We start from the raw sequence: 890 nt of genomic DNA, 5'->3' as shown, positions 1-890 counted from the left end.
ATTGAAAGCCATTCAACTAAAGAAGAGTTCATGACAGACTATCGCCTTTATATCGAATTGCTACGAAATCTAGCAGATGAAGCAGGTTTGCCGAAAACTCTTGATACAGACGACTTGGCAGGTATCAAAACGCATGAATACTGTACGAATAACCAGCCGGATAACAGTAGCGACCACGTTGACCCGTATCCTTATCTTGCGAAATGGGGTGTTAGCCGTGAACAGTTTAAGCGAGATATTGAGAACGGCCTAGGCGCCGAAACAGGCTGGCAGAAGAACGATAAAGGCTATTGGTATGTACACTCAGACGGCTCTTATCCAAAAGACAAGTTTGAGAAAATCAACGGAACCTGGTATTACTTCGACGGTTCAGGCTACATGCTTGCAGACCGCTGGAAGAAGCACTCAGACGGCAATTGGTACTGGTTTGACCAATCAGGCGAAATGGCCACAGGCTGGAAGAAAATCGCTGAGAAGTGGTATTATTTCGACGTAGAGGGTGCCATGAAGACAGGTTGGGTCAAATACAAGGACACATGGTACTACCTAGATAGTAAGGACGGAAACATGGTATCTAATGAATTCGTCAGAGCAGGTCAAGGCTGGTACTACATCAAGGCAGACGGAACAATGGCTGATAAGCCAGAGTTCACAGTTGAACCAGATGGCTTGATTACAACAAAATAGAAAGACTTCAAAATAGATTACACTAACCGCAGGCTCAGGCTTGCGGTTTTTTTGTTTTAAAAGGGGCAAAAAAGGGGCAAAAGTGTCGTAAATCTCTGTAAAGTGATGTAAAAACATTTATTTAAAAGCTCAAAATATAGCTGTTTTAAAAGGTGTTGTAAGATATAGTAAAACGATGTAAAGGTATTTGTAAAAGTAGACGG

At 42.4% G+C, this 890-nt stretch carries 1 protein-coding gene; it reads left to right on the top strand.

The window, feature by feature from the left end; all coding sequences use genetic code 11:
- On the top strand, window positions 1–687 hold a 687-nt coding region (locus tag HT728_RS10100), incomplete at its 5' end, for an N-acetylmuramoyl-L-alanine amidase family protein (protein ID WP_173235058.1).
- Between the last annotated feature and the right edge of the window lie 203 nt (window positions 688–890).

The organism is Streptococcus sp. 544, from assembly GCF_013277385.1.
Lineage (GTDB): Bacteria > Bacillota > Bacilli > Lactobacillales > Streptococcaceae > Streptococcus > Streptococcus mitis_BA.
The sequence above is the reverse complement of the archived record's forward strand: the minus strand, read 5'-3'. Positions and strand labels throughout refer to the sequence as shown.